The sequence below is a fragment of the Colwellia sp. Bg11-12 genome, from assembly GCF_014076955.1.
Lineage (GTDB): Bacteria > Pseudomonadota > Gammaproteobacteria > Enterobacterales > Alteromonadaceae > Colwellia_A.
Genome location: NZ_JACGUZ010000050.1, coordinates 98,139 through 119,629, shown reverse-complemented (window position 1 = coordinate 119,629; position 21,491 = coordinate 98,139). Strand labels below are relative to the sequence as shown.

The 21,491-nt window shown below is 36.4% G+C and carries 18 protein-coding genes and 1 pseudogene; 14 read left to right on the top strand and 5 right to left on the bottom strand.

Features of this window, described 5'->3' with window-relative positions; translation table 11 throughout:
- Positions 1 to 138: 138 nt before the first annotated feature.
- From H4J39_RS02410 to H4J39_RS02400, 3 genes and pseudogenes are all read left to right on the top strand, one after another.
- Positions 139 to 672: pseudogene (locus H4J39_RS02410) on the top strand (alkaline phosphatase family protein); the annotation flags it as partial.
- A 227-nt stretch (positions 673 to 899) separates the two neighbouring features.
- Positions 900 to 1,988, top strand: coding sequence for a hypothetical protein (locus tag H4J39_RS02405; RefSeq protein ID WP_182225815.1), 1,089 nt, complete (start codon positions 900 to 902; stop codon positions 1,986 to 1,988).
- A 37-nt stretch (positions 1,989 to 2,025) separates the two neighbouring features.
- Positions 2,026 to 3,441 carry a hypothetical protein gene (locus H4J39_RS02400; protein WP_182225814.1) on the top strand — a complete coding sequence of 472 codons (1,416 nt, stop codon included), beginning with the start codon at positions 2,026 to 2,028 and terminating at the stop codon, positions 3,439 to 3,441.
- A 110-nt stretch (positions 3,442 to 3,551) separates the two neighbouring features.
- Here the strand turns inward: H4J39_RS02400 and H4J39_RS02395 are convergent, their stop codons facing one another.
- The gene (locus H4J39_RS02395) at positions 3,552 to 4,094 is read right to left on the bottom strand and encodes a DUF2780 domain-containing protein (RefSeq protein WP_182225813.1); all 543 of its coding nucleotides are present in this window, start codon (positions 4,092 to 4,094) and stop codon (positions 3,552 to 3,554) included.
- A gap of 367 nt (positions 4,095 to 4,461) precedes the next feature.
- On the opposite strand from H4J39_RS02395, the gene H4J39_RS02390 reads away from it, so the two are divergent.
- The 7 genes from H4J39_RS02390 to H4J39_RS02360 all read left to right on the top strand — a co-directional run bounded on the left by H4J39_RS02390 (position 4,462) and on the right by H4J39_RS02360 (position 15,396).
- Entirely contained in the window at positions 4,462 to 5,625 is a 1,164-nt protein-coding gene (locus H4J39_RS02390; RefSeq protein WP_182225812.1) for a murein transglycosylase domain-containing protein, read from the top strand.
- A 461-nt stretch (positions 5,626 to 6,086) separates the two neighbouring features.
- Positions 6,087 to 7,154, top strand: a complete 1,068-nt coding sequence (gene hemE, locus H4J39_RS02385) for a uroporphyrinogen decarboxylase (protein ID WP_182179062.1) — start codon at positions 6,087 to 6,089, stop codon at positions 7,152 to 7,154.
- A 159-nt stretch (positions 7,155 to 7,313) separates the two neighbouring features.
- The gene (locus H4J39_RS02380; protein ID WP_182225811.1) at positions 7,314 to 9,881 is read left to right on the top strand and encodes an EAL domain-containing protein; all 2,568 of its coding nucleotides are present in this window, start codon (positions 7,314 to 7,316) and stop codon (positions 9,879 to 9,881) included.
- A 206-nt stretch (positions 9,882 to 10,087) separates the two neighbouring features.
- Positions 10,088 to 11,746, top strand: coding sequence for a M28 family peptidase (locus tag H4J39_RS02375; RefSeq protein WP_259368726.1), 1,659 nt, complete (start codon positions 10,088 to 10,090; stop codon positions 11,744 to 11,746).
- Positions 11,747 to 11,866: 120 nt separating this feature from the next.
- Positions 11,867 to 12,709 (top strand): HDOD domain-containing protein, encoded by an 843-nt coding sequence (locus H4J39_RS02370; protein WP_182225809.1) that lies wholly within the window; start codon positions 11,867 to 11,869, stop codon positions 12,707 to 12,709.
- Between the two features lie 238 nt (positions 12,710 to 12,947).
- The gene (locus H4J39_RS02365; RefSeq protein ID WP_182225808.1) at positions 12,948 to 14,372 is read left to right on the top strand and encodes a sodium-dependent transporter; all 1,425 of its coding nucleotides are present in this window, start codon (positions 12,948 to 12,950) and stop codon (positions 14,370 to 14,372) included.
- A gap of 94 nt (positions 14,373 to 14,466) precedes the next feature.
- Positions 14,467 to 15,396 carry a class I SAM-dependent methyltransferase gene (locus tag H4J39_RS02360; RefSeq protein ID WP_182225807.1) on the top strand — a complete coding sequence of 310 codons (930 nt, stop codon included), beginning with the start codon at positions 14,467 to 14,469 and terminating at the stop codon, positions 15,394 to 15,396.
- An 11-nt stretch (positions 15,397 to 15,407) separates the two neighbouring features.
- Here the strand turns inward: H4J39_RS02360 and H4J39_RS02355 are convergent, their stop codons facing one another.
- A complete protein-coding gene (locus H4J39_RS02355; protein ID WP_182225806.1) occupies positions 15,408 to 16,022 on the bottom strand; it encodes a LysE family translocator in 615 nt (204 codons plus the stop codon).
- A 48-nt stretch (positions 16,023 to 16,070) separates the two neighbouring features.
- Complete coding sequence (locus H4J39_RS02350) at positions 16,071 to 16,952, bottom strand: DNA ligase (protein ID WP_182225805.1); 882 nt, start codon at positions 16,950 to 16,952, stop codon at positions 16,071 to 16,073.
- Positions 16,953 to 17,073: 121 nt separating this feature from the next.
- Between H4J39_RS02350 and H4J39_RS02345 the strand changes: the two genes are divergently transcribed.
- Positions 17,074 to 17,598: a hypothetical protein gene (locus H4J39_RS02345; RefSeq protein WP_182225804.1), complete on the top strand. Its 525-nt coding sequence runs from the start codon at positions 17,074 to 17,076 to the stop codon at positions 17,596 to 17,598.
- Positions 17,599 to 17,616: 18 nt separating this feature from the next.
- Here H4J39_RS02345 and H4J39_RS02340 read toward each other — a convergent pair whose 3' ends face one another.
- Positions 17,617 to 18,324 carry a DUF3581 family protein gene (locus tag H4J39_RS02340; RefSeq protein WP_182225803.1) on the bottom strand — a complete coding sequence of 236 codons (708 nt, stop codon included), beginning with the start codon at positions 18,322 to 18,324 and terminating at the stop codon, positions 17,617 to 17,619.
- Between the two features lie 100 nt (positions 18,325 to 18,424).
- Positions 18,425 to 18,730 (bottom strand): GIY-YIG nuclease family protein, encoded by a 306-nt coding sequence (locus H4J39_RS02335; RefSeq protein WP_182225802.1) that lies wholly within the window; start codon positions 18,728 to 18,730, stop codon positions 18,425 to 18,427.
- A gap of 110 nt (positions 18,731 to 18,840) precedes the next feature.
- Here H4J39_RS02335 and H4J39_RS02330 point away from each other — a divergent pair, with 110 nt between their 5' ends.
- The 3 genes from H4J39_RS02330 to H4J39_RS02320 all read left to right on the top strand — a co-directional run bounded on the left by H4J39_RS02330 (position 18,841) and on the right by H4J39_RS02320 (position 21,481).
- A complete protein-coding gene (locus tag H4J39_RS02330; RefSeq protein WP_182225801.1) occupies positions 18,841 to 19,677 on the top strand; it encodes a DUF2797 domain-containing protein in 837 nt (278 codons plus the stop codon).
- A 182-nt stretch (positions 19,678 to 19,859) separates the two neighbouring features.
- Positions 19,860 to 20,705 carry an HDOD domain-containing protein gene (locus H4J39_RS02325; RefSeq protein ID WP_182225800.1) on the top strand — a complete coding sequence of 282 codons (846 nt, stop codon included), beginning with the start codon at positions 19,860 to 19,862 and terminating at the stop codon, positions 20,703 to 20,705.
- A 437-nt stretch (positions 20,706 to 21,142) separates the two neighbouring features.
- Positions 21,143 to 21,481: a P-II family nitrogen regulator gene (locus H4J39_RS02320; protein WP_070375731.1), complete on the top strand. Its 339-nt coding sequence runs from the start codon at positions 21,143 to 21,145 to the stop codon at positions 21,479 to 21,481.
- The last annotated feature ends 10 nt before the right edge of the window (positions 21,482 to 21,491 follow it).

Below are 21,491 nucleotides of genomic sequence, written 5' to 3'. Positions count from 1 at the left end.
CGTTAATAGGATATTGCTTATGCCAAGGTTGGCTGGAAAGCACCTGAAAAATTCATTACATTGATGAGTGAGATAAAACCCAGTTTTTGCCAGCAAGGTTATCTAAATCATGCTGAACTTATTAATAAAATACTCAAATGGGATGAATGGCATTATAGTTTAAATACCTCACCTAAAATCGTTGTATTAGATAAACGCACCCAGCGATGGCGCTCTGAAAGTAATGCTGGTAAATCTTCTGGGTTAATGGACTGGGAGTCATTATCAGCCCTACAACAAGTGTTAATTAATGAGCCTAATATTATCATGGTCTCTTCGGCGCCTATTTATGGGGCTAAGTTGATTGAAACTATTCAGCGTATTTTTACTTTTTGGGGAAAGCCTTTAGCAGTAGATGCTGAAAACTGGATGGCACACTCTGGCACAGCTAATGTGATGTTAAATATTTTTAGACACAATAAAACACCGCTTAATTTCATTATTCTCTCAGGGAATGTGCACTATTCTTTTGTTTATGAAGTGACTCACCGTTTTCGTCGTAACAGCTCAAAATATTACAAGTCACCTGTAGCGGTTTAAAAAATTAATTTCCGACCAATTTATTACATACCTTAGAAAGGCTAAATAAATATTTGTATGCGACTTATTTCACCGCTTAACTGGTTTACAAAAGAAAGTGGATGAAGAACCGTGTGAGAATGTCTAATTATACGGACTCAGCTAACGACGTAACTTTATTTAATGGAGTGGTATTGGCTTGTTAGCCGTAAGCGAAGATAACCAAACCAACTTGAACTCAATATTGGCTAGTTATTGGTTGGTTGTTGATTAGTTATTGATTAGTTGGTACTTTATATTCAGTTTAGACATAAACGTTAATGTAAAATGGAATTTACCCAATGGCTATTTATCAAAGAACCTTTATAGTAGGATTACTTTTTTTACTCGTCTCGTGCAGTCCAACAAAACATAGCGAAGCCTTGCAGGCATACCAGCAAGCTAAGCAAGAACTCAACCTCATTCACTCAATTACTGCATTAAAAAAACTGGTTCAACTAAAGCCTTCAGAATACCAAGCCGAATTAACGCTTGCCGAAAAAGCGCAAGGTAAATTAATAGCGGCACAAGTTCACCTTGCTCAGGGCGATTACTATTTAGCTTATCTGTTAAGTCATGATTCTCATCAGTACTTTCCCAGTACCGAAAATAAAAAAGTATTAATACAAACGGCTAAAAAGTTAGTGCCAATAATAAAAATAATGCAATTTATTAGCGAATCATTTAATAGTCTGCCAACAGATCTACCTGAAATTTATCAGGAATGCCTTAATCGACCTGTTGATGAATGGGACTTAATAAAGGTTAATAGCGTGACCAACCAGTTAACGCAAAGTAAAGCCAAATTAACCAAAGCGTTAAGTCGAATAAACAGCAGTAACCTCGATTCAATACTACCAACAGAGTTTGCATTACAGCGTGGAATTAAAGCACAACTTACGCTCATTGAGCGCGAGAGAGATTATCTACCTAAGCTCGCTAAGCACCTAAGTGCAAAGTTACTGATAGATTTAAATAAATCATTAACGGATAACACCATCGAACTGTTATCTATGTTTGACTCTGAAATGGCAAAAAGTAATAGCCAAGCCACCTTTATTGGCGCTAGAACAAGCTACTCGCCCTATAAAAATCTAGTAGTTAACCTTTCTTTAGCGACAAACTTAGCTTCAGGTGATCGCCATGCAAGTTGGTACCAAGCATGGCAAACTATGGAGAATGAAGTACTTGACCCACAAGGTTTATTTTTAAATTATCCTCTTCAAGCAGAGCGAAGAAGTAAAAATATAAACCGTCATATCAATGTTAATGTTACTGAACCTTTACAGGTGAAGGTCGAAGTTATTGATATTAATGATTTTTATTTACGCTACCCAGCCGTCAATGCACTGACCAAAAAGTTAGTAATTGATAAAGTTATTTTATTATAAATATAAGTTATTCATAAATTATAGAGGAGTTACCTTAATGCACGTTTTTCTAAAACTAGTTACCTTTAGTTGTTTTTTACTCTTTCCCATGCTTGCTTTTTCAGCCGCTGAGGAAGTCGTACTGCCTCCTATTCTTGACTACTACCCTAATTGTGAATACCAAGTCATTAAAGAAACGAGTGTTATTGGTATGGTTAAAGGGCAGGAATTGGCTAAAACGACCAAGAGATTGTTAAATCAATTACAACAAAAAGCGATAGATGCTGGCGCCAATGGTGTCATTATCATGGATAAAAAAATAGAAGAACTTGACGTTTTAGATGAAAAGGGCGAGCAACAACAAATACGTTTTTTTGCTAAGCTAATTGTACAGTGTAAACAGGAAGAAATAGCCTATAAAATGGGCTCTCCAAATGCCATCCATCAAAAATTTACCGCATATAATCATGAAGGTGTTAAAGCAAAAAGTATGATGACTTTCAAATTGGCTTCTTCTGACTCTAGAGTTGGCCGGCCTAAAGTAATCAATACTGAGATATCTTTGGCTAACGGTCTTTATGGCGTAAAATTAGGCGATAGCTATCAACAAGTCATCAAAAAATTTGGTGAGCCTAATGTGCAACTAACCTTGCTGGCTGATGAGTTGATTATAGGTTACGGAAGACACCATTGGTTGCACTTTCAATTGGATAAATTAGTAAAGGTACAAAGTACTTTGCCATATTTATCAGCCAGTATTTTGAATAAAATTCCCTTACTTGATTTTTTTGATGCCAATGCTTGGAAGATCAACAATAAGGTCGGTCAACAAGCACTTTTAGAAGACGTTTATCCTGAATTAGCGTTAGATAAGCCTTTAAATGAAAAGAATCAATTAGTCTTAAATAGCCAAGACAAGGTGCTAATACTAAATTTTATTGCCAGTAAAAATTCTCATACCAATGAAAAAAAATATACGTTGGGTGGCTTCTCTATGGAGCGAAGCAACTACAAAGAAAGTCTTATGCTGCCTTTTGATGATCAAGTGATTCAAAACGAGGCCATTACACAGGCGTATTTAGCCTTAGTATCAAACAAAGACATAAACGTTAATAAGCTTGCAGAGCAACTTGGTGAAGTTAAAGGGCGGATAGTATTGCAAAGAGGGGGCACTATGCATCTTTATAACCAACATTTAATGTTAAAGGTAAACGCTACTGAACTTGTTGAAATTCATTTGTTGGAAGAAGTTTTTATAAATGATAACGCTAATTCAAATTCAAAAGCTGTTTGGGCTTTGGGGGATTTTATTCAAGGGGGATCATTTGAACAACTTCAAAAGTCTTTTCCTGACGATGCCTATGAAAGTAATTATGGTATCGAAATACCGTCGGTAGGGTATTCGTTATTTTTGCTGTTTGATGATTATAATAATCGAAAGCCGTTATATGAAGCGGTAATTAGCGTATATTAATTACAGTCTACAATGAGTAGTTAAAAATCAACATTCGCTAATTTCACGGAGGTTATGTTTTAGTAAGTTCAGTGAAATTAGCTGCAGCGATTAGTCGCTAATATAGCAAGTTACCCAAGTAACTTGCCTAAACCTTGTGTTAACACTTGTTTTGCTTGTTGTCCTTGCTCAGTGTCTAAGTAACCTTGAGCACTAGATATAAAGCTGCTAATCATTTCAGGTTTTAAACCTAATGCTTCAAATTGTTTTTTCACATCATTAACTGCTTTTAATGAATCACTGTATTGTGCAGCTTTATCAAGTAAACCACCTAAACCTTCACCCGAGCTAAGTTTGCTAATATCAGGCATTTGACTAACAAGCCCATCAACACCCGGTAGTGATGTAGCAAGCTGACTAAACTGTTCAGTAGACACATTGTCTTTGACATAATTAAAAATAGCACCCATGCCACCAGAGGCTTGATCAGCATTAACATTTAATGAACTAGTTAATAGGCTAACTAAACCGTCGGTGCTAGGCGCTTTAACACTTTGCTCTTTAGCTTCACTTAAACCCACAAAGTTTTTTAAGCTATCAAGCCAGCTTGTTTCTTCTGCCATAGCCGAAGTACTTAATGTTGAAATAGTTAATAATATGATAAGTTTTTTCATAAGAATTTCCGTAATGATTAATAGTTATTATTTAGTTAATTAATTGTACAGTATATAAAACATTAATAGGATCAATGTTTACTATAAATTGAAGGTAGTCAACGGCTATAGCAACTTTTAAAAGATTATTAGGCATTCTACAGATATATTTTTTACAGGGTGTTACTGATAATCTAACCATGCTCTTAAAAATATCGAGCAAGCCAGCCCTTGGCTTTGTAAGCGAAGTTTCACTGAAAGTTGAATATAAGGTCAGCAGAGATAATACCTTGTATAACTAACCTTATATTATCAATGTATTGGTATTTTTAGTTGCTGAATATATATATGCTGTGTGGGGAGTAAATAAATCAAAGGTTGTAATTTAATGTTTAAAAAACTGTTGTTGCTACTTATCGTTATTAGTTTAACCAGTTGTAAAAGTACAGCCAATCTTGCCTCACTTCGCAGTGCCGAAACATTTATTAAACAAATAAAATCTGAAGACCCAGACCTCATTGCTATTGCTCAACAAGCGGTTAAAACAAATAAACTTATTCTACAAGATGTTAACAATATCAAGGCGTTGTTTGAAGAATTAACGAAACAGATTAACGAAGTTTGGGGCGAAGATAAGCCAAAAATACCTAACAATAAAAAGCTTGTTAAATATACCAACAACTACAAAGCGCGTGCCATTGTTGATTTTGAAAAAGGAACAATCTTAATCGAAACTTTAGCTGATAAGTCTTACGCTAAAACGCTGAATAATTTACAGCAAGCAATAGTAACAACTTTATTATCGACATCTGATCCTCAAAAAACTGATATATTTTCAAGCGACGCACCACTGTTATCAGGGCAACCTTACTTATACCAACAAGTGGTTGACCGAGACAACAAGCCGATTAAATACCAATGGCGCGCGAATCGATTCTCTGAGTATTTAACCGAATTTAAATTACAAAAATACAAAATAAATAAAAAACAAATTTATGCGGTTAGCATCAAAATGGTTGAAAAACATCAACACCTGCGTGAACAAAAATACAGTGTTCATGTACTGGCAGCCGCTAAACGTTATCAAATATCACCGCAACTTATATACGGTATTATTGAAACTGAAAGTAGCTTTAATCCATTTGCGGTAAGTACCGCTAATGCCTATGGCTTAATGCAAGTTGTGCCTAAAACAGCCGGCGCTGATGTTTTTCAACGCATTAAGAAGAAAAAGGGTATGCCAACCAAGCAGCAGCTATTTGATCCCGCGTTTAACATTGATATTGGCTCAGCCTACTTACACATACTCAACAACAATTATTTAAAAGCCGTAAAAAATGTAACCAGCCGACACTACTCTATTATTTCAGCTTACAATGGTGGCGCGGGTAACGTATTAAAAACGTTTCATGGTAATCGCAAAACAGCAATGAGAGTGCTCAATGCCAAGTTGCCTAAAGATGTTTACTATTTACTGACAAAAAAACACCCAAAAGCTGAATCTCGCCATTATTTAGAGAAGGTAACGAAGGCTGAAAAAACCTATTTATAAATAAGTGGTATTTTGAATACTATCGACTATTGAAACGCCAAAGGTATATAGCCTAAACACGAGAAATATTAATAGGTTATTTTAGGCAATAAAAAAGCCTTACAAAGTGTAAGGCTTGAATTGCTCGCTGTAGGTCTAGTTTATACTAGCTTCTTTTTAATTATTTCTTTTATTATTATTATTTTTATTTTGTGTACTTCTTTAACGCGGGGCAATTTATAGCAAAGCAAAAAAGCTAACGCAACAACTTTAATAGAGCATTTATACCACGATTTTTTTCGTACAAGTCACTTTTGTTACAATAAATTACACTTGTTAAAAATAAGTAACTGATAACGCATTGCTTATTACTCGTATAAGGTAATAAGCTTATATTATTACTGCTAAGAATTGATTTAGAACATAGACCAAAAAAATTGCTAATGATAGAATGCGCGCATATAAAAATGGGAAGATACTTCATGACTGAATTAAAAAACGATACTTACTTACGCGCGCTTTTGCGTCAGCCTGTAGATTACACACCCGTATGGATGATGAGACAAGCAGGGCGTTACTTACCTGAATACCGCGAAGTTCGCAAAAATGCGGGCGATTTTATGTCGGTATGTCGTGATGCTGATCTTGCCTGTGAAGTTACCATTCAGCCGTTACGTCGCTTTCCGCTTGATGCTGCGATTCTATTTAGTGATATTTTAACCATTCCTGATGCGATGGGCTTGGGTTTGTACTTCGAAACTGGGGAAGGACCAAAGTTTGAGCGTCCTATTACTTGTAAAGCCGACGTAGAAAAAATTGGTATTCCAGATCCTGAAGTAGAACTACAGTATGTAATGAATGCGGTGCGTACTATCCGTAAAGAATTGAAAGGTGAAGTTCCTCTTATTGGTTTTTCTGGTAGCCCATGGACATTAGCGACTTACATGATTGAAGGCGGTAGTTCAAAAGCGTTCACAAAAATCAAAAAAATGATGTTTGCTGAGCCAAAAACATTACACATGTTACTAGACAAATTAGCTGATTCTGTTATTTCTTATTTAAATGCACAAATTGCTGCTGGCGCACAATCAGTTATGGTTTTTGATACCTGGGGCGGCGTATTGTCTCCACGTGATTATCAAGAGTTTTCATTACAGTATATGGCAAAAATTGTTGACGGTTTAACTCGTCATAATGAAGGTCGTAAAGTCCCTGTAACCTTGTTTACCAAAAATGGCGGTATGTGGTTAGAGTCTATCGCGGCAACAGGCTGTGACGCTGTGGCGCTTGATTGGACCATAGATATTGAAAATGCAAAAGCACGTATTGGCGATAAAGTTGCTTTGCAAGGTAATATGGACCCTTCAATGCTTTACGCCCCCTTACCGCGTATTGAACAAGAAGTTGACAAAATTCTTGCAGGCTTTGGTGAAGGCGGTACTGGGCATGTATTCAATTTAGGTCATGGTATTCACCCCGATGTGGATCCAGAGCATGCGGGTCACTTTATAGAATCAGTACACCGCTTAAGTAAACCTTATCATAAGTAATTTATTAAAAGTTAAGCAATAAATTGTAAAGGAGCTTTATGCTCCTTTACTGCAACTATGCAAATAAAATGTTAATGTTTTCTTTCGTTTAGTGGATATTTTACCCAAATATAGTCATTATGATTAATAATTCTATTATCTTCATTTCAAATGGATTGTATGGCAGACCCTTTAAGTAATGAACGTGATAATCGTAACGAGAGCGATAACTTGTTAGCAAAGGAAACGACTGCTTTGCTTGTCAAATATCGCAAGCTAGAAGACCGCTATACAGCACTTTTTAAACTAAACCAGTTATCACATGACTGTGCTGATTTAAGCATGTTCTATGGTCAAGTTCATCAATCTATAGCTTCGGTGATGAGAGCTGAAAATTTTTATATTGCGCTTTATGATCAAACCTTTTCCACCTTAGAGTTTGTTTACGATATTGATGAAAAAGACGATTTTCCTTTGGGGAAGTCGCCCCTAGCCGCTTTTGCAGGTTCTATGACTTGCTATGTTATTGAAACAGCTAAATCATTATTAGCGACTCCTGAGGTTGTTGCTGAATTAGTGGCTAAGAATGCAATTAAACGTATGGGCTCTGACAGTACCGACTGGCTTGGTGTTCCCTTACTGAACGATGGTGTTGTTATTGGAGTTATGGCGGTACAGAGTTATTCTGAGAAAATTCGTTACTTGGTAGACGACCTTGAGTTGATGGAGTTTACCGCTCAGCATATTGTTACCGCGATGACTCGCTTAAAAGATCATGAGCGTTTACAAAATGCAGTAAATTCACGCACTCGTGAACTTATGAAGCAAATCAGAGAGCGAGAAAAATCAGAGCTATTGCAAGAGTCACTTTTTAAAATATCAGAATTAACCAATGATGCTACGCTCCACATTGATCAGTTTTATTCCATGGTTCATAACATTGTTGGCCAGTTAATAAACGCTCAAAACTTTTATATCACTAAATATGATCAAAATTCCAAAACACTTTCTTTTGTTTATTACTTAGATCAAAACTCTACTAATGCCGATGTTGACTCTCAGCCAAGAATATTAGGGAATGGTTTTACCGAGTACATTATTCGTACCGGTGAAACACAATTACTTAATTATCAGCAAATGCATGCTTTATATGAGCAAGGTGAGGCTAAAGAACCACAAGGCGAAACTAAATCTTGGCTGGGTGTGCCATTAATACATTCTGGTGTTGTACTTGGAGCAATGGTCTTACAAAGTTATAATTTAGCGACCACATTCACAGAGCAAGATGCAGAACTATTAAAGTTTGTTTCTCAACATGTTGCTTCGGCGATTAATCGACGTGACATATTAGAATTTGAACGACAATCGCATCTACTTCTTGAGCAGCAAGTTAAGCTAAGAACGGTCGCATTAGAAGACGAAATAAAGCAAAGAAAAAAGGCTGAAGAGAAGTTACAACATACGGCGTCACACGATATCTTAACAGGCTTACCAAATCGCACGCTGTTTATTAACTTATTGAATCATGCCATTGCTTGTCATAAACGAAAAGCTAAGATGAAATTTGCGGTGTTATTTTTAGATCTTGACCGCTTTAAAGTGGTTAATGATAGCTTAGGTCACCATGCCGGTGATTTGCTTTTACAAAAAATCGCCAAAGATTTAAAAATACTGGTTCGAGACAAAGACACCGTGGCTCGGTTAGGCGGTGATGAGTTTGTTATTTTAATTGAAGATTTAGATTCTAATAATGAAGCTTATGAAATCGCTCAGCGTATTACTGACTTTTTAGCCACTCCTTTTCTTATCGAAAACCAAAATATTTTTATTGGTACAAGTATTGGTGTGTTATTTAATCATGAACGTTATAACAGCGCTGATATTATGCTTAGAGATGCTGATACCGCAATGTACCATGCAAAAAATAAAGGCAAAGGCCGCTATGAAGTTTTCGACTCTAGTATGCAGAAAAAAGTTCAACATGCATTGGAATTGGAAACTGATATTCGTAATGGTATAGAAAACAGTGAATTTTCACCTTACTTTCAGCCGATTGTTGATTTAAAAACTGAAGCGGTTGTTGGCTTTGAAGCTCTAGCCCGTTGGCAGAGTACGAAACGTGGCTTTGTTTATCCTAATGATTTTATTCCCCTTGCCGAAGAAACTAATTTAGTGATGGCGATTGACTTTCTGATCCTAGAGAAGTCTTGTTTACAGTTAAAGCAATGGGAAAAAATGTGTGGTCGCGATGACTTGTACGTTAGTTGTAACTTATACGGTGATCATTTTTTTAGTGTAACGTTATCGGCAGATATTGAAGAAATAATTCAACGTGTTGGCATTAAACCTCAGCAATTAAGAGTTGAGTTAACCGAACGTGCTTTACTCGAAAATAGTGACATAGTGCTAAACAATATGAATGCACTAAAAACATTAGGCGTGAAAATTTTACTTGATGATTTTGGTACGGGTTATTCAAGTTTAAGTTACTTACATCGTTTTCCGATTGACGTGCTAAAAATTGATCGTTCGTTCATTAATAATGTACACGAGCATGATAATCATCAGGCGATCATAAAAACCATTATAGATTTAGCAACCAATTTACAAATGGGAACGGTAGGCGAGGGCATTGAAAACTTAGCTGACGCCGAACTTTTAACGGCTATGGGCTGTCGCTTTGGACAGGGTTATTATTATGCTAAACCTATGCCGGCGGCTGAAACAGAGGCATATTTGCTGAAGTAGTTGCTCTATTATTAAAATAAAATGGCGTTATTTCATTAGGAATAACGCCATTTTTAGCATGGGGTTTATGATCTTTAGTTAATAGCGCTTTAACGAATAACTTTATGTCTATACTGGCGTTTTATTTTTACAATCATTATAGTGATATAAATATATCGAGCCCGTCTAAAATATCTTAAAATTTAATTAATAATATGAAGAAGCCAATGAAATTTAAATTAATAGCCAGTGCAAGTTTATTAAGTATCGCGTTTTTATCTGCGTGTGGACAAAACAATGAAGCAACAAGATCAGTTGCTGAAAAAATGCCACAAGTAAATGAAAATAATATAAAAGCCCACATAGAATTTTTAGCTGATGATACTTTATTAGGGCGAGATACTGGTAGTGAAGGCTACCAAATAGCCGCTAATTATGTAAAGTCATACTTTAAGCAGTTAGGCTTAACCCCAATGGGGGAACGTGAAGGATTTGAACAAAAAGTAACCTTCAGAAAAGCATTCCTTGAAGAAAATAGCGCTGAGCTTTCTATTATTAATGCTTCAGGTACCGTTGAGTTAGCCTTTAAAGATGCTTTTATTATGTCAGGCGATAGTATCGTCACAGATGCCAGCATTACGGCTGAAACTGTTTTTGTTGGTTACGGCATTGTTTCTGAAGAATTTGGTTATAACGATTACGAAGATATTGATGTTGAGGGTAAAGTTGTTGTTGTTTTAACAGGACGCCCTGATGATCTACCGTCAGAAGAAGGTGCTCACATCGGCTCTAGCAGTGAAAAAATTCAACATGCGGTTAACAATGGAGCCGTTGGTTTTATTACTATTCATACCCCTAAACGTGATGCAGTAAGAACTTTTGCTAAAAGCGCATCTTATGCGGATGCTCCACGTTTAAGCTGGTTAAACAAAGAGGGCATGCCTTTTGGTAAACATCCCGAAATGAAAGGAGGTGCTTATTTAAGTTCAGAGTATGCCCAAGCCTTATTTGAAGGAGCAGAACGTACACTAGAAGCGTTACTTAGCGACGATACTAATAATATTGCTATTAAAGGTTTCGCTTTGAAATCAAGTGTTAAAATGGCGAATAAAAGTCGCCATGAAGAAATTACCAGCCCTAATCTTATTGCTGTTATTGAAGGAAGTGACCCTGTACTAAAAGACGAATATGTGGTCTTCAGTGCTCACCTTGATCACATTGGTATTAGCAGTCATGGAGACGAAGAAGATAAAATTAACAATGGCGCGTTAGACAATGCATCAGGCGTTTCAATTTTGCTAGAAACAGCCCGCTTATTATCGAGCATGCCTGAAAAACCAAAACGTTCTATTTTATTTGTTGTAGTTACAGGTGAAGAAAAGGGGCTACTAGGGTCTAGCTATTTTGCAACAAACCCAACGGTACCTTCGTCTCAAATGGTTGCGAACGTTAACTTAGATATGCCATTAATCTTATACCCATTTGCTGATATTATTGCTTTCGGTTCAACACATTCAAGTTTAGGTCCTATCGTTGCGAGTGCCGCAGAAAAAATTAATTTGTCGCTAAGTGATGATCCAATGCCAGAGCAGGCGTTATTTACGCGCAGCGATCACTACAGCTTTGTCAAAGCAGGTATTCCATCAGTCTTTTTAATGACAGGCTTTAAATCTAAAGATCCTGAAATTGATGGCGGTGCAGTATTTGGTGACTTCCTTAAAAATCATTATCATCAACATAGTGATGAAATAACCTTACCTATTCGTTACGATGCCGCTGCAAGCTTTGCAGAGGTTAATATGATGATAGGTTTAGAAATTGCTAATGGTGATAAACGTCCAACGTGGAACCAAGGCGACTTTTTTGGAAAAACTTTCGCTCAGTAAAATGCGTCAGTAAAAAAGATAAAACGTAGTGATGAAGATCACTGCGTTTTTTTTGTTTTCTGCTTTTAACTAAAAAGCTACACTATAAACATGACTCGATAAAAAATATTGATACCCACCATGGATGCTCACCAATACGCTTTACAAGCTAATGGCTCTTTTGCTCTTCCCGACGCTTGTTTCAAAATTAAAGGATTAATGGAGAATGAAGACTCTACGATTGAAGATTTTGCCAATGTAATTAGTGTCGACCCTTCAATGACTTCTCGTTTATTACAAATTGCTAATAGTGCTATTTATAGTTTTCCTGGCGAAATTAGCACTATCTCACGTGCCATCACAATTATTGGCACACAAGCCATTTATAACATGATGCTAGTGGATGTTGCGGCGACAGCCTTTAAACACTTTTCAAATCAGGCGATTGATTTAAAACGTTTTTGGCGGATGAGCATTTTTTGTGGTTTGGCGACTAAAAATTTAGCGATTAAGGCTGGGATCCGTGATATTGAGCGGCTTTTTGTCGCCGGACTTCTACAAAATTTTGGTGAATTGATTGTTGCAAAAATAACGCCTGAAATTGCTCAACAATGTGAAAAATATTCACCCGAGCAATTGCCTTGGGTATTGCAAAAACAAGCGTTGGGTTTTACTTATACCGATATATCTGCCGAGTTATTAAAAATATGGCAAATACCTGAAAAAATAATTTTACCTATTCGCCACTTTAACGAAGCGAAAAAAATTCAAATTAATAAAGATGTAAAAGTGCTTTATTTAGCCTCTCGTTTAGCATTAGTTGATAGCCATCCCGATGTGTTCGATTATGATGAAAGTATTGATGAAAGCTTATGTCAGAATTTAAATATTTCTAGTGATGACTTAGCTCAGGCGGTTGAATTTGCATCAGAAGAGGCGGAAAATATTCTCACCATCATCAATGGTGGACTTTTCTCAAAATAGAGGGATACGATTTGTGGAAGGGGCTATAGATGAGTTCTTGTTGAAATCATGAAATTTATAAGGTGATTTTACAGCTCTGTTTCTAGGTGCAACCATATTTATACACTTAATTACTAATACCTTCGTTCTAAAACAAGACATTAATTATAAAGCCTGCTAGCATCAGGCAATTCTTTTTTCGTATAGTTAATAAACTGTACAAAATATGCCCTACAAATAATTATAATTAAGGACATTTATGAGCGCATCTAGAGAGCAGTTTAGCTCTAAACTCGGATTTATTTTAGCCGCAGCAGGTTCTGCTGTTGGCATTGGTAACTTAGTCGGCTTTCCTGTGAATGCTGCTAAAAATGGGGGTGGTGCATTTTTAATTATGTACGCATTATTCGTATTTTTAATTTGTTTACCGGTAATGATTGCCGAAATGGCCGTTGGCCGTAAAACACAAAAAGAACCTGTTGGTGCCTATAAAGAACTCAGTGGTGGTAGTAGAGGTTGGGGAATCGCTGGGATCTTTGGTGTGCTTACGCCATTTATGATCGCTGTTTTCTATATGGTGTTAACTGTATGGCTTTTCGGTTATCTCGCGTTAACATTATCGGGTCAATTAGATTATTTAGCCAGCGGTAAGGGCTTTAGTGAATTTATTAATAGTTCCTATTTATTTGTGGCTATGGTTGCTGTTGCCGCCATTATAAACTTCATTTTAGTTGCCGGTGTAAAAGAGGGCATAGAAAAAGCAGCCAAAATACTGATGCCAGCATTGTTCGTTATGCTGTTAATCATGGTGGTTTATGTACTAAGCCTTGATAACGCTATGGCTGGTGTGAAATTTTTTATTATTCCTGATTTTGATAAAATAACGCCATCAGTCATTAACGGCGCCTTGTCGCAAGCGTTCTTTTCGCTATCGTTAGGTATGGGTATATTAATTACTTACGGTTCATATATTAATAATAAAACTGATATTGTTAATTCTGCAAAATTAGTAGCTTTAACTGATACTGCGGTTGCCTTTACTGCAGGCTTAATGATTTTACCTGCGGTATTTTCATTCAACCCTAATGTCAATCCAGCAGAGTTAAGTGACAGTTCTGTATCATTGATTTTTACTTTTTTACCTAAAATATTTTTAGCATTACAAACCTCAATTGGCTACTTTGGTGCAAGTGCCGTCGCTGCATTTTTCTTCCTTTTAGTGTTTTTTGCTGCTATTACATCATTAGTTTCAATTATTGAAGTACCGGTTTCTTATTTAGTCACAGAAAAAAAGCATAGTCGTAAAAAAGCCTTATCAATTTTAATGATTTTAGGTGGTGTATTAACTGTATTTGCTATGGTTTCATTTGGTATGGTGTCGTTCTTTACTGAATTTACAACGTATGCTGGCGGTTCACGTTCATTCTTTGATGTGGTTTATGATATTTTCTACGATACAATTTTACCGTTAAATGGCTTTCTTTTATGTATGTTTGTAAGTTATCGCTGGAAAAAACATAACCTTTCAGACGAACTAGCTATTGGCAACGATAACTATAAAGGTTCTTGGGTAGAGAAGTATGTTAACTTCTCGTTAGGTACTTTTATACCATTCATTGTCTTATGTATTTTCTTAAATACTGTTGCGCAAAAATTCTTTGCCTACAACATTTTTGCTTCGTAGTATGATGAGGTAATGTAAAGGAACAAACGATTTAACCAAAAGCCGCATAATTTGTTATTATGCGGCTTTATTTTATCTTTTAAACAATATAGTTATGACACTAAACCTTCAAGATCACCTTAAAACTTCGCTACAGTCTATTGAAAAACTCAGTAGTTTAACTGATTGCCAACGATTATTTCATGGTAGAGGTCATACTTATCCTGAGTTATCTCACGTCAATGTTGACTGGTTTTCGCCTGTTGTGCTCATTACACTTTACCAAGAGGTTGATGAAGCTTGGTTGAATGAACAAGTGACGGTGATAAAGCAGTTGATCCCAAACTGCCAATCGATTCAAGTACAATACCGTAGCCGAAAGTTTGCTCCTAGCGAAGTATTATGGGGAGAAGATATCACGGAATTAAATGCGCAAGAACATGGCCTTAAATATCATATTAGCTTAGGTAAAGCACAAAATTCTGGGCTTTTTCTTGATATGGGCAATGGCCGAGATTGGGTGAAAAATCATAGTGAAGGGAGGAACGTCTTAAATCTATTCGCTTATACTTGTGCCTTTTCTATTGCCGCTATTGCAGGGGGTGCTCGGCAAGTTGTTAATATTGATATGAGTAAAAGCTCTTTATCTAAAGGGCGTGAAAATCATAAACTTAATAAACAAGATGCGAGCAAGGTAAAATATGAAGGTGTTGATATTTTTAAATCGTACAATCGATTGAAAAAAAATGGCCCTTACGATTTATTGATTTGCGATCCTCCTTCATTTCAAAAGGGCAGTGTAAATATTGAGCGAGATTACAAGAAAATCATTAAACGCTTGCCTGAGTTAATGGCAAATAATAGTGATGTAGTGCTCTGTTTAAACTCTCCTGACTTAAGTGAGGATTTCTTATTAGCTGAAGTTGCTAGAGAGTGCCCTCAGTGCCAATTTCAGCATCGAATTGATAACCCCAAGGTATTCGTTGAAGCTGAAGCAGGTAAGGGCTTGAAAGTGCTCTATTTTCGCTACGTGGAAATGTGCTAAATAAATTGTATCTAGTTAATCACTATACGAGCAGCAAGTAGTATCAAAAAGCTGCCCGTTACTTTGTCAACAATATGGCTGTTCTCACGTAATTTATTAATGATATTACCGCGTGATAGTGTAAAAGTTACTAAGCAATACCATAAAGCATCAATGCTTCCTACTGTCGCTGTCATTATCATTTTTTGCTCACTGCTCGCGTCTTCTCCTAAAAACTGGCTAAATAGGGCGAGAAAGAAAATAGCGAGTTTTGGGTTTAAAAAAGCGATTAAAAATCCATCACGCCAACCTTTTACTGATGCGTTATTTAGTGAGTTTTCTTGAGAAAATACGTGGTCATTTTTTTTGCTTAATAAGGCTTTTACGCCTAAATAAAGTAAAAATGCTGCTCCGGCATATTGAATAATACTGAATATCAAAGGAGATTTAACGATTATAACTGCTATACCTGTTGCCGTTATTGCTGCATAAAGCGCAACACCTAAACCATGGCTAATAGCCGTGGCATAACCTTGTGGTGTTCCTCCAGACAAAGTGTTTTTGATGACTAATGCCAAGCTTGGGCCGGGAGATAAAGCGCCCATCATACAAATGACGACAAAAGATAACCATAAGTGAAATTCCATTAATTATTATTCTCTTTTTATAGGGGGCGATAGTCAGTTTTATAAATTTTACTGAATGAGTGTTAGCTCACGAATGCGTAAGAAGCTCGCAAATTTTGGCACACCTCGCGCGGTTTTACCAATGTATTTGTAAGTGACCGTACTACCAATAGCGGGTGGTCTTTCACGTTGCTTATCAGTAAAGCCACTACCAATCTTAAAGGTGAGACCTGAAGGCATTTTTACTTTTAACGAACCCATTTTATTTTTGTATTTCCCCTTACCTTTAATATGCGCAATAACGATAGCTTCAGCATCATCATGTTGTTTTAGCTTCATTAAATCATGACTTCTACCAACTTTGTAGTAGGCTGCTTGGTGATGCAGCATTAACCCCTCCCCGCCTATGTTGACGATATTCGCTAGTCGTTGGTGCAATAAGACGATTGAATTTATTTTTTCTTGTTTTATTGTCTGCCAATAATGGCTGGACGTTGATGCGATTAAATTATTCATCTGAGTAATACGCTGACTAAAAGTACCTGCATGTTTGGGTAAGTCAAAAACCATAAAGCGTATTTTATGCCAACAACTCATTTTATTTTTTGGTGCAGGCTGATGTTTTCTGACACAGCTGCTAATTTTTTCAAACTCGCCACGGTTGCTCCATAGTTCACCATCAAGGTGTATTTTGGGCCAACCTAGGGTAAACCACTCCGGTGCGTGAATGAGGTTACCTCCACGAGTGAATAAATTTTTACCATTCCAGTAACCACGAATACCATCGAGCTTTTCGCTAACAAAGTATTCATTAATACTGATAGGATTTTTCATGTCAGTTTTATAGGGTGTTGCGAGTTGAATTTTGGGTAATTCATTTGCATAGCACTGTGCCAAAAGCATGCAGCAAGCCAATAAATATAAAAACCTTACTGTAAACGAGTGCAACATTGAACGTCCTTGCTCATTTTAGATAAAACTGAGTATAGAACGTATTTGTCACTTTGTTAGTGTGATGTTAATTTTATGTACTATTATGTTAAGTGCCCTAGTATTGATTCAAGGAGGAACCGTGAAGAGTGTTTATTTTCAAATTTTTTTTGTTGGCATCATGTTAACTTTTTCTTATGAAAGTTATGCGGGGAAAAAAGAATGTCAATCTTATGCAGATAAATTGCGTAATGTTCAGTCACAACAAAGGCAAGGCCATGGCTTAAAACGCAGTGAAAAATTAAATAAACAAGAGAAAGTGGCGCGGAAAAAATGGTGGCAGTGCGAACGAGGTCTGTTAAAAAAGGTAAAAAGTAACCATAAAAAAAAGCAAAGAAATATTGCAATAAATATCCATCAGCCGTTATCAGCCACTTTCTCAAGAGATGTTAAAAAGGGCAGTAGTAAACCCTTTCAAACGTCAGCTCCCGTTGTAATAAAATCTCGTTATCAAGGTAAAAAATTGCAAGCATGGCTGAAATATTATCAACAGCCGAAAAAGTGTTTACGGCCTAAGACTACCCGTCAGTTTGCTTATTGCGTAGAAAACAGAAGAACACAGCAGTTGGCGTTTGAGAAAGGTGACACCACTATTATTGTTAAGTAACATCATTCTATCGAAATATTATTTCAGGTATTGCGCTTTTTTATCGTTGTAATGGCTAACAAGTGTATCAATAGTTGCTTGTTCATAATCTCTTAAGCCACTGAGTAGCATGTGCTTTTTACCATGACCGATAACTTCACCATTAGCCACTAAATCAAAAGGTAGTGTCGCTTTACCGCGTTTTCCATCAATAAGTAAACTGGGCGTTGTTAATTGCAATTGTATGTCAACAAAATCAAGTTTATCTAAATGAATAAACATGTTCTCGTACATCACCATTGGCCGTGTCGGATTGATCATTACACTGTTTTCAAACATTAATTTTACTAAAATATGTGGAAATGTATGGCCTGAAAACTCAACGTAGGCGCGGATCAATGCATTGATCGATTGGCTATTCGTTGTACATTCACCAGAGGCTTCTATTTTCATGTACTCTTTAGCATTATCATCGGTAACACAGGCTGATTCGACAATTTTCTCTGGAAAATCTAGTTTAAGACCATCAGTAACCATGCCCGAAAAAGTAAACCCCATGTTTTGTGATAAACCTGATTTTTCTAGTACCACTGAAAAAAGTAAGTCACCGGGTACACAAAAACGTTTTGCATCGACATCATGTAGCGGATTGAAATCATCGGCAATTTTTTTAGCAAAGTCACTGCCTTGTTGACGAGAGAAACTTATTTGACTGCCTGTTACGCTACAGTAACTTTCTAGAAACATAATACCTACATCTATTGTTTGAAAACCGCCGTATATTAGCAGTTACCCACAGATAAGTGGAAATTAATTGAAAAAACAGAGACTAAGCAGACCAGTATCGTCAGGGGACTTTTGTTAAAATATTGGGGGTAAAACTATGAACTAAGTTTTCTTTTTCTACCTTGGTAAACTTCTTTAATTGATATTCACGTTTGCAGGCTAGTTGGCGATTTTCTTGAGCTTCAGCGTAAACTAATTTTACCGGTCTACGCGCGCGCGTGTATTTAGCACCTGTTTTATTACAGGTATTGTGTTCAAAGAGCCGACGAATAAGGTCTGTAGTAACACCTGCGTACAAACTATTGTCAGCACAACGTAAATAATAAACAAACCAGGTTGGCTTGGGAGAGGTTTTTTTGTCTGGCATAAGCTTATTATGGCAATTTTTATCACTGAAATCGATAAAAAGCTGGCTGTCATTTCCAGAGTTTTATACCATGCCCTCTAAATTCCCCTTGAAAACTATCGAGACAATAAATGACCCATTACGATGCTGGTGCTTTGAGTAAAATGACTGCCCAATTAGATGAAAACGGACTTGTTCATTATCAATTACCTATCGGTGAACAGTTAATCGATATGAATGCGTTAATCGGGAAAAAAATAACCTTCGATTATCAAGGTAAAATAGCGTGTCGCCATTGTTCAAGGGTAACGAAAAAAAGCTATTCACAAGGTTTTTGTTATCCTTGTATGCAAAAGCTTGCACAATGTGACATGTGCATTATGAAGCCAGAAACTTGTCACCATGCACAAGGCACTTGTCGTGAGCCTGAGTGGGGCGTAAAAAATTGCATGGTAAATCATTATGTTTATTTAGCGAACACTTCGGGAATTAAAGTGGGTATTACTCGCCATACACAAATACCTACACGCTGGATTGATCAAGGCGCTACACAAGCTTTACCATTATTTAGAGTGAGTACGCGTTTACAATCGGGGCTTGTTGAAATAGCTCTCGCGAAATTTATTGCTGATAAAACAAATTGGCGAGCTATGCTTAAAGGATCAGGTGAAACCGTTGATTTAAAAGAAAAAGCGCAGGAACTGTTACCAGAGATCGCCGCGGAATTAGAAGACATTAAATTACGTTTTGGCGCTGATGCTGTTGAGTTACTTGATGAACCTGTCGTGAATTTACGTTTTCCGGTCGAGCAATATTTAGAAAAGATAGCGTCATTTAATTTTGATAAAACAGCACAAGTTTCAGGGCTACTACAAGGAATTAAAGGGCAATATTTGATCTTCGATAAGGGGGTTATTAATATGCGAAAATTTGGATCTTACCAAGTGGCACTAACGGTTGAAGAGTAATATCGATTATAATAATAAAAAGTCACTAATTATCAATTTAGTGACTATACTTGTTTTAATATTGATGATTCGCTAATTTACTGTATTTTAAATAGAAAGTGAGTCGTCAATCGTTTACATAATAGTAACATTCCCTCTCAAGTGGGTATGAAATAACCCTATAAATTTTTAGGACCTCCTTCATGAATGCTCCAGAATACGCCGAGAAGGCAAGTGAAATATTTGTTTTATCAGACTCTTTTATTCGTATTAAAGAATTGATTGATAATGAATCGTCAACTATTGATGATATTGCTGATGTTATTTTGCTTGATCCTGCTTTAGCGGGCACTATTTTAAAGCTCTCTAATAGCTCATTTTTCAATTATCCAGGTCAAATTGATACTATCTCAAAAGCTGTTTTAATTATTGGCATTACTGAAGTTTATAATCTAGTTATCGCTTATTTCACCACGAAAGCTTTTAGAAAAATCAAAGCAGACCCTGAATACTTAAACGATTTTTGGGAGCGTAGTGTTGATTGTGCATTAACGGTGAAATTCTTAGGCACTAAACTAAGCGTTCCAAATGCCGAGAGACTCTTTATTTTGGGTTTGCTACACAATTTAGGTGAGTTGGTTATGCATCAATTTATGCCTGAAAAAGTAGAGACCTGTAAACAGGTGAATTCAGATGAACTACCATGGACGAAACAACTACAATCTTTTGGTTTTTCCTATGCTGACGTTACTGCTGAGTTATTAAAGCAATGGCAGTTACCTTATAGTTTGATTGAGCCAATACGCGACCAAGATGACGAAGACTTTGAACACAGTACCGACGAAACCAAGTTACTTTATATTGCTAAGCGTGTGATGACGCTTAACCATGAATGTAAAAGTCATGATCCGTCAGCGGTGATTACAGATGATAAGCTAGACTCTCTGGCTGTTCAAAAAGAATTATTGCGTGATGCGAGTGACTTTTGTGATATGGAACGTTTAAGTATTTTGGCTGTTCTTAATCCAAGTGCTTGTATGCTTTATTAATATCTCATTGTTATTGTGCTTAACCAACACGAGTGAAATTGTTATTGCACCTACGGTGTAGTAACAATGGACAATCGTTAAATAAACGCGTTAACTAAAATTAAAAGCGTTCTTTCCCTCTACTTACCACACAACAATTTACTGTACGCATTTTCTGATTGGCCCCTTTCTTTCATTGATTTAATTATTTATCTCACAATAGATTTCTACGCCTTTTTTTGATGATTTTATTTTTCATTCGCCTGTTTATGCCATAAATATAACGTTCATTACCTCATGCACCAATTACAGTCATTCGCAATATTTCATGCACCACAGAAGTGCTTAATAACAGTTTTTATTTTAGCTTTTATTTTAACATACTGAATTTTATTGTTTTTAGTGCTTGGCATAACATTTGTATTGTTATGTACAAATCACAAATAAGGCTAAACAAAATGAAGATGGTTAACGCAATAATAAAACCTTTCAAACTGGACGATGTCAGAGAAGCTATTTCTGAAATTGGTGTCGAAGGATTAACCGTAAGTGAAGTAAAAGGCTTTGGACGACAAAAAGGTCATACCGAATTGTATCGTGGTGCAGAGTATCAAGTTGATTTTTTACCAAAAGTGAAACTTGAAATTGCAGTGAACGACGACGTTGTTGAACGTTTAGTTAAAGCAATTACAGAATCTGCACATACGGGTAAAATAGGCGATGGTAAAATATTTGTTTATGACTTACAGCAAGCTGTACGTATTCGTACTGGTGAGCAAGATGTTGAAGCTATTTAAGGGGTAAATC